The organism is Geodermatophilus sp. SYSU D00698, from assembly GCF_054050335.1.
Genome location: NZ_JBJGZD010000044.1, coordinates 1 through 6,425 on the forward strand (window position 1 = coordinate 1; position 6,425 = coordinate 6,425).

The following is a 6,425-nucleotide window of genomic DNA, read 5'->3' on the forward strand; positions in this document are numbered from 1 at the left end:
CCGCGGCATAGCGTGGACCACGAAGACCTCCGGTTGAGCGGGCGACGTCAGACATCCCCACTCCGCCGGAGGTCTTCCTGCCGATCAAGCCCTCAACGGCGTGTCAACAAGGTCCGTGGGCACTACACCTAGCGGCGCGTCAGCCCATCGCGTCGGAGTCGCTCAGCGTGGCGGGGTCCAGCCGGCCCTCGACGATGTCGTCGGCGAGGTCGTCGACCACCCGCCCGGTGGCGAAGGCGTGCGCGCGCAGCACGGCGAGGGTGTCCACGACGTCGAGGCCGAGCGCCACCGTGGCGAGGCCGGTGGCCTGCCACACACGGCTGCGCCGGCGGGCGTCGGGGGCGTCCCACCACCGGGCCCCGCCCTCGTCGGCCACCCCGCCGGCGGCCCGCACCAGCTCCTCGGTCAGGCACACGACGACCGCCTCGACGTCGTCGCGCGGGACGCCGGTGAGCGTGGCCAGCTCCCGCGCGTAGAGGTCGACGATCACCGTGGGCCCCAGCGGCGGGGCCAGCGGCACCGAGAACACCGCGCGGTAGGGCGTCTCGCCGAGCAGCGCCTCGTGCAGCTCGGGCCAGTTGCGCTGGATGTCCCCGATGTCGAAGACGATGGCGCTGCCGGTGTCGTGGGCGCGCAGGCACGGGCCGTCGCCGGCGGTGAACTGCAGCTGCTCGGCCCGCGAGGTGGTGCGGTCGCTCGCGCCGATCGGCGTCCGCAGCCCGGCGCCCTCGTGGATGCTCAGCGCCGCGCCGTCCACCCGGACCGCCTGCGCCGCCGCCCGGGCCAGCCGGGAGGGCACCATCTCCGGGCCGTCCTCCCCGGTCCCGGGCGGGTCCTGCAGTGCGTCCAGGAACCGCGTCGCCGCGTCACTCGCCGTCACCCGTCCACTCCCGTCGTCCCGGTCACCGGTCCTGCCGGTGGCTGCGTCCCGGACCTGCGCGTCCCCCGACCCGTGGTCACCTTGGTCCAGCGGCCGCGCGCGCACCACACCGGGGGACCTCAGCCGTAGGCCTGCACGGCGAGGACGACGGCCAGGCCCAGCCCGGCCAGCGCGATCAGCCGCCGCAGGAGGGCCTGCGGCACGCGCCGCACGACGCGCGGCCCGAGCCGTCCCCCCGCCAGGCAGCCCAGCGCCAGCGGCAGCGCGGCGCTCCAGGCCACCGGCGCGAGCACCACGAACCCGACGGCGGCCACCCCGTTCACCGCACCCAGGACGACGTTCTTCAGCGCGTTGCCGCGCGGCAGGCCCTCGCCGGTGCCCAGCAGCACCAGCGCGAGCAGCAGCACCCCGGCGGCGGCGCCGAAGTAGCCGCCGTAGACCGCGACGACGCCGGTGCCGGCGACCAGCCACCACGGGTCCCGCGCGCCGTGCAGCCGGCGGCCCTCCGCGGCCAGCTCGCCCGGCGGCCGCTGCAGCAGGATGGCCAGCGCCGCGCCGCCGATGAGCAGCGGGACCAGCCGCTCGAACGCCTCCGCCGGGGTGAGCAGCAGCAGCGCGGCCCCCGCCGTCCCGCCGACGACCCCCGCGACGGCCAGCGGCACCAGCCGGCGGCCCTGCCCGGCCAGCTCCGGCCGGGACGCGCTCACCGACCCCACGCTGGTGAGCACCAGCGCGACGGTGTTGGTGACGTTGGCGGTCACCGGCGGCAGCCCGGTGGCCAGCAGCGCCGGGTAGCTCACCAGCGAGGCCAGTCCGGCGATGCTGCCCGCCAGCCCGGCGCCGACCCCGGCGAGGACCAGCAGCAGCCACTCCAGCGCGTTCACCGGGCCACCAGCACCCCGATGGCCACGCAGCCGAGGACGACGATCGCCGTCCGCAGGACCGCCGCGGGCAGCCGGCGGCCGTACCGGGCGCCGAGCGCGCCGCCCACCACCGAGCCGCCGGCGACCAGCCCGGCGGCGGCCCAGTCGACCCGGTCGGTGGCGACGACGACGTAGGCCGTCGCGGCGACGGCGTTCACCGCGGCGCTGAGCACGTTCTTGAGCGCGTTGAGGCGCTGCAGCGGCTCGGCCAGCAGCAGCCCGAACACGCCCATCTGCAGCACGCCCTGGCTGGCGGCGAAGTAGCCGCCGTAGCTGCCGGTCGCGTACGCGCCGGCGACCAGGCCGGCCAGCCGCCACCCGCGGGGCGGCGCGCCGTCGTCGGTGCGGCGGGCGGCCAGCCGGCGGGTCAGCAGCGGCTGGACGGCGACCAGCACCACGGCCAGCCCGACCAGGACCGGCACCACCGCCTCGAACGCCGCCGCCGGCAGGTGCAGCAGCAGCACCGCGCCGGTCAGCGCGCCCAGCGCCGACGCCGGCAGCAGCCGCAGCACCAGCCCGCGCTGCCCGGCGAGTTCCCGTCGGTAGCCGACCGCGCCGCTGACGTTGCCCGGCACGAGCCCCAGCGTGTTGGACACGCTCGCGGTGACCGGCGGCAGCCCGGTGGCCAGCAGCACCGGGAAGGTCACCAGCGTCCCGGACCCGACGACGGCGTTGATCGCGCCCGCCGCACCCCCGGCGGCGAGCACGGCGAGCACCTCGGCGGGGGTCACGCGTCCTTGCGGCCGGCGTCGACGACGCGCAGCACCAGCTCGCCGGCCTCGTCGGAGGCGGCCAGGTCGACCTCGGCGTCGATGCCCCAGTCGTGGTCGCCGGCCGGGTCGTCGACGATCTGCCGCACCCGCCAGACACCGGGCTCGCTCCGGTCCCACACCAGCAGCGCCGGCCCGCGGGCGTCGGCGCCGGTGCCCACCTCGGCGTGCTCGGCGAAGTAGCCGCGGACCACCTCGCCCCACCGCTCGGCGTCCCAGCCGGAGCCGGCGTCGAGCTCGCCGAGGTCGTACCAGCGGCGCCGCGCCCACAGCTGCACCCGCGCGAACAGCGCGTTGCGGACCATCGCGGTGAACGCCCGCTCGTTGCCGGTCAGCGGCCGGGCCCGCGCCGGGACGGCGACCGGCTCGTCCAGCGGCTGGTCCGGGCTGGTCAGCTGCTCCCACTCGTCGAGCAGCGAGGAGTCCACCTGCCGCACCAGCTCACCCAGCCACTCGACGACGTCGGTGACCTCCTCGGTGCGCGCGGCCGCGGGCACGCCGGACCGCAGCGCCTTCACCGCGTCGGAGAGGTAGCGCAGCACCGCGCCCTCGGAGCGGGTCAGCCCGTAGGTGGACACCAGCTCCTTGAACGTCATCGCCCGCTCCCACGTCTCGCGGACGACGGACTTCGGTGAGGGGTGCGCGTCGGCGGCCCACGGGTTGCTGCGCACGTAGACGGCGAAGGCGTGCTCGAGCAGCTCCTCGAGCGGCTTCGGGTAGGTGACGTCCTCGAGCAGCTCGATCCGCTCGTCGTACTCGATGCCCTCGGCCTTCATCTGCGCGACGGCCTCGCCGCGCGCCTTGTTCAGCTGCGCGGCCAGGATCTGCCGCGGGTCGTCGAGGGTGGCCTCGACGACGCTGACGACGTCGAGGGCGAAGGTGTCCGAGGCGGGGTCGAGCAGCTCGATCGCGGCGAGGGCGAACGTCGACAGCGGCTGGTTGAGCGCGAAGTCCGGCGGCAGGTCGACCGTCAGCCGGTAGCGGCGGCCGTCGGGCTCCGGCTCGGGCAGCCGCTCCAGCACGCCGGCCTGCAGCAGCGAGCGGGCGATGCCGACCGCCTCGCGGATGAGCCGCAGCTGCCGCTTGCGCGGCTCGTGGTTGTCGGTGAGCAGCCGGCGCACCGCCGCGACCGGGTCGCCGGGCCGGTCGGCGACGTCGAGCAGCATCGCCGTCGTCACCCGCATGTGGCTGGTCAGCGGCTCGGGCTCGGCGGCGACCAGGCGCTCCATGGTCGCCTTCGACCACGGCACCATCCCCTCGGGCGCCTTCTTGCGGACCAGCTTGCGGCGCTTCTTCGGGTCGTCGGCGACCTTGGCGAACTGCCGCAGGTTCTCCACCTCGTGCTCCGGCGCCTGGACGACGACGGTGCCCGCCGTGTCGTAGCCGGCGCGCCCGGCCCGCCCCGCGATCTGGTGGAACTCGCGGGCGTTGAGCAGCCGGGTGCGGCTGCCGTCGTACTTGCTCAGCGCGGAGAACACGACGGTGCGGATCGGCACGTTGATGCCGACGCCGAGGGTGTCGGTGCCGCAGATGACCTTGAGCAGCCCGGCCTGGGCCAGCTGCTCCACCAGCCGCCGGTACTTGGGCAGCATCCCGGCGTGGTGGACGCCGATGCCGTGGCGCACCAGCCGCGACAGCGTCGTCCCGAAGGCCGAGGTGAACCGGAAGCCGCCGATCGCGTCGGCGATCGCGGCCTTCTCCTCCTTGGTGCACACGTTGACGCTCATCAGCGCCTGCGCCCGCTCGAGCGCCTGCGCCTGGGTGAAGTGCACGACGTAGACCGGCGCCTGCCTGGTGTCCAGGAGCTCCTGGATGGTCTCGTGCGCCGGCGTCGTCGCGTACCAGTGGTGCAGCGGCACCGGGCGCTCGGCGCCGGCGACCAGCGCGGTGGGCCGGCCGGTGCGGCGGGTGAGGTCCTCGCGCAGCGCGTCGGTGTTGCCGAGCGTGGCGCTCATGAGGAGGAACTGCGCGTCGGTGAGCTCCAGCAGCGGCACCTGCCAGGCCCACCCGCGGTCGGGGTCGCCGTAGAAGTGGAACTCGTCCATGACGACGAGGCCGATGTCGGCGCCGGCGCCCTCGCGCAGCGCCACGTTGGCCAGCACCTCGGCCGTGCAGGCGATGACCGGCGCGCCGGCGTTGACGCTCGCGTCGCCGGTGAGCATGCCGACGTTGGCCGCGCCGAACACCCCGCACAGCGCGAAGAACTTCTCGCTGACCAGGGCCTTGATCGGCGCGGTGTAGAAGCTGCGCCGCCCGGCCGCCATCGCCGCGTACTGCGCGCCGGTGGCCACCAGGGACTTGCCCGACCCGGTCGGCGTCGCGAGGACGACGTTCGCGCCGCTGACCAGTTCGATCAGCGCCTCCTCCTGGTGCGGGTACAGCGGCGTGCCGCCGTCCTCGGCCCAGGCGGCGAAGGAGGTGAACAGCTCGTCGGGGTCGCTGCCGCGCGCCCGGAGGGCGGTGAGGTCGCCGGGGTCGTCGAGCAGGGGGAGGGGCGCGGTCGCGGTCATCGTGAGGAACAGCGTGCCCGACGGTCCCGGCCTTCCCGGACGCCGGGGCGACGTCACGAAACGGTCACGACCCGCCCGGTGGGGTGTGGCGCGGATCGCCTCCGTCCGTCAAAGTGAACAGCAGGTGAACGGAAGGTGGATGAGGCGCGTGCTGGAGAAGGACTGCCCGGAGTGCCACTGGGTGACGGTGACCGACGCCGACGGGCGTCGCCGGATCGAGATGCGGTGGGGGTCGCCGCAGCCGGCCGCGCAGGCGAAGCCGCGGCGCGCGGCCTGAGGCCGTCCGGGTTCCGCACGGGATCGCACGGGTAGGCGCTCGCCGAGGGCGGGACGGGGAGCAGACCCGGCCCGCCGGTCCCGCGAGCAGGAGGAGCCCCCCGTGTCGTCACCCCGCCCCGAGTCCCAGCCCGAGCAGCAGCAGACCCCGCCGGGGACCCTCGGCGAGATGGACCCCAAGCCCGACCACGGTGAGGAGACCTACCGGGGGTCGGGCCGGCTGACCGGCAAGGCCGCGGTCATCACCGGCGGCGACAGCGGCATCGGTCGCGCCGTCGCGATCGCCTTCGCCCGCGAGGGCGCCGACGTGCTCATCTCCTACCTCTCCGAGCACGAGGACGCCGAGGACACCAAGAAGTACGTCGAGGAGGCCGGGCGCCGGTGCGTGCTGGTCGCCGGTGACCTCTCCGACCGCGCGCACGCCAAGACGATCATCCCGAAGGCCGTCGAGGAGTTCGGCAAGGTCGACGTCCTGGTCAACAACGCCGCCTTCCAGATGTCGCACGACAGCCTGGAGGAGGTCTCCGACGAGGAGTGGGACCACACGGTGGCCACCAACCTCACGGCGATGTTCACCCTCTGCAAGGACGCCATCCCGCACATGCCGTCGGGCGGGTCGATCATCAACTCGTCGTCGGTGAACTCCGACATGCCGAGCCCGAGCCTCGCGCCGTACGCGATGACCAAGGCCGGCATCGCGAACTTCACCGCGAGCCTCGCGCAGATGTACGCGGAGAAGGGCATCCGGGCGAACAGCGTCGCGCCCGGGCCGGTCTGGACGCCGCTGATCCCCGCCACCATGCCCGAGGAGAAGGTGGCCAGCTTCGGTCAGCAGGTGCCGATGGGCCGCGCCGGCCAGCCGGCCGAGCTCGCGCCGGTGTACGTGCTGCTGGCCAGCGACGAGGCGTCCTACGTGTCGGGCGCGCGCGTCGCGGTGACCGGCGGCAACCCCATCCTGTAACGCCGTCCGCGGATGATCAGCTGAGCTCACGCTGCCGCGTCCAGGGGGACCCCCGGCGGGGGGGCCGGACCCCGCCCCCTCCGCCCACCCGGTCGGGGGGGGGGG

At 75.0% G+C, this 6,425-nt stretch carries 6 protein-coding genes; 2 read left to right on the forward strand and 4 right to left on the reverse strand.

All coding sequences use genetic code 11. From position 1 onward, the window contains the following. Positions 1-139: 139 nt before the first annotated feature. The 4 genes from ACI8AB_RS22530 to ACI8AB_RS22545 form a co-directional block, all read right to left on the reverse strand. Positions 140-880 (reverse strand): hypothetical protein, encoded by a 741-nt coding sequence (locus tag ACI8AB_RS22530; protein ID WP_456951965.1) that lies wholly within the window; start codon positions 878-880, stop codon positions 140-142. Between the two features lie 119 nt (positions 881-999). Continuing rightward, the gene (locus ACI8AB_RS22535) at positions 1,000-1,764 is read right to left on the reverse strand and encodes a sulfite exporter TauE/SafE family protein (protein ID WP_456903587.1); all 765 of its coding nucleotides are present in this window, start codon (positions 1,762-1,764) and stop codon (positions 1,000-1,002) included. Beyond that, positions 1,761-2,534 (reverse strand): sulfite exporter TauE/SafE family protein, encoded by a 774-nt coding sequence (locus ACI8AB_RS22540; RefSeq protein ID WP_456951966.1) that lies wholly within the window; start codon positions 2,532-2,534, stop codon positions 1,761-1,763. The genes ACI8AB_RS22535 and ACI8AB_RS22540 overlap by 4 nt, the downstream gene beginning before the upstream one ends. Then, positions 2,531-5,083, reverse strand: coding sequence for a DEAD/DEAH box helicase (locus tag ACI8AB_RS22545; RefSeq protein ID WP_387986984.1), 2,553 nt, complete (start codon positions 5,081-5,083; stop codon positions 2,531-2,533). The genes ACI8AB_RS22540 and ACI8AB_RS22545 overlap by 4 nt, the downstream gene beginning before the upstream one ends. Positions 5,084-5,222: 139 nt before the next feature. Between ACI8AB_RS22545 and ACI8AB_RS22550 the strand changes: the two genes are divergently transcribed. Together ACI8AB_RS22550 and ACI8AB_RS22555 are read left to right on the forward strand one after the other, a co-directional pair. After that, positions 5,223-5,360 carry a hypothetical protein gene (locus tag ACI8AB_RS22550; RefSeq protein ID WP_456951967.1) on the forward strand — a complete coding sequence of 46 codons (138 nt, stop codon included), beginning with the start codon at positions 5,223-5,225 and terminating at the stop codon, positions 5,358-5,360. A gap of 102 nt (positions 5,361-5,462) precedes the next feature. Further along, positions 5,463-6,320 (forward strand): SDR family oxidoreductase, encoded by an 858-nt coding sequence (locus ACI8AB_RS22555; RefSeq protein WP_456951968.1) that lies wholly within the window; start codon positions 5,463-5,465, stop codon positions 6,318-6,320. The last annotated feature ends 105 nt before the right edge of the window (positions 6,321-6,425 follow it).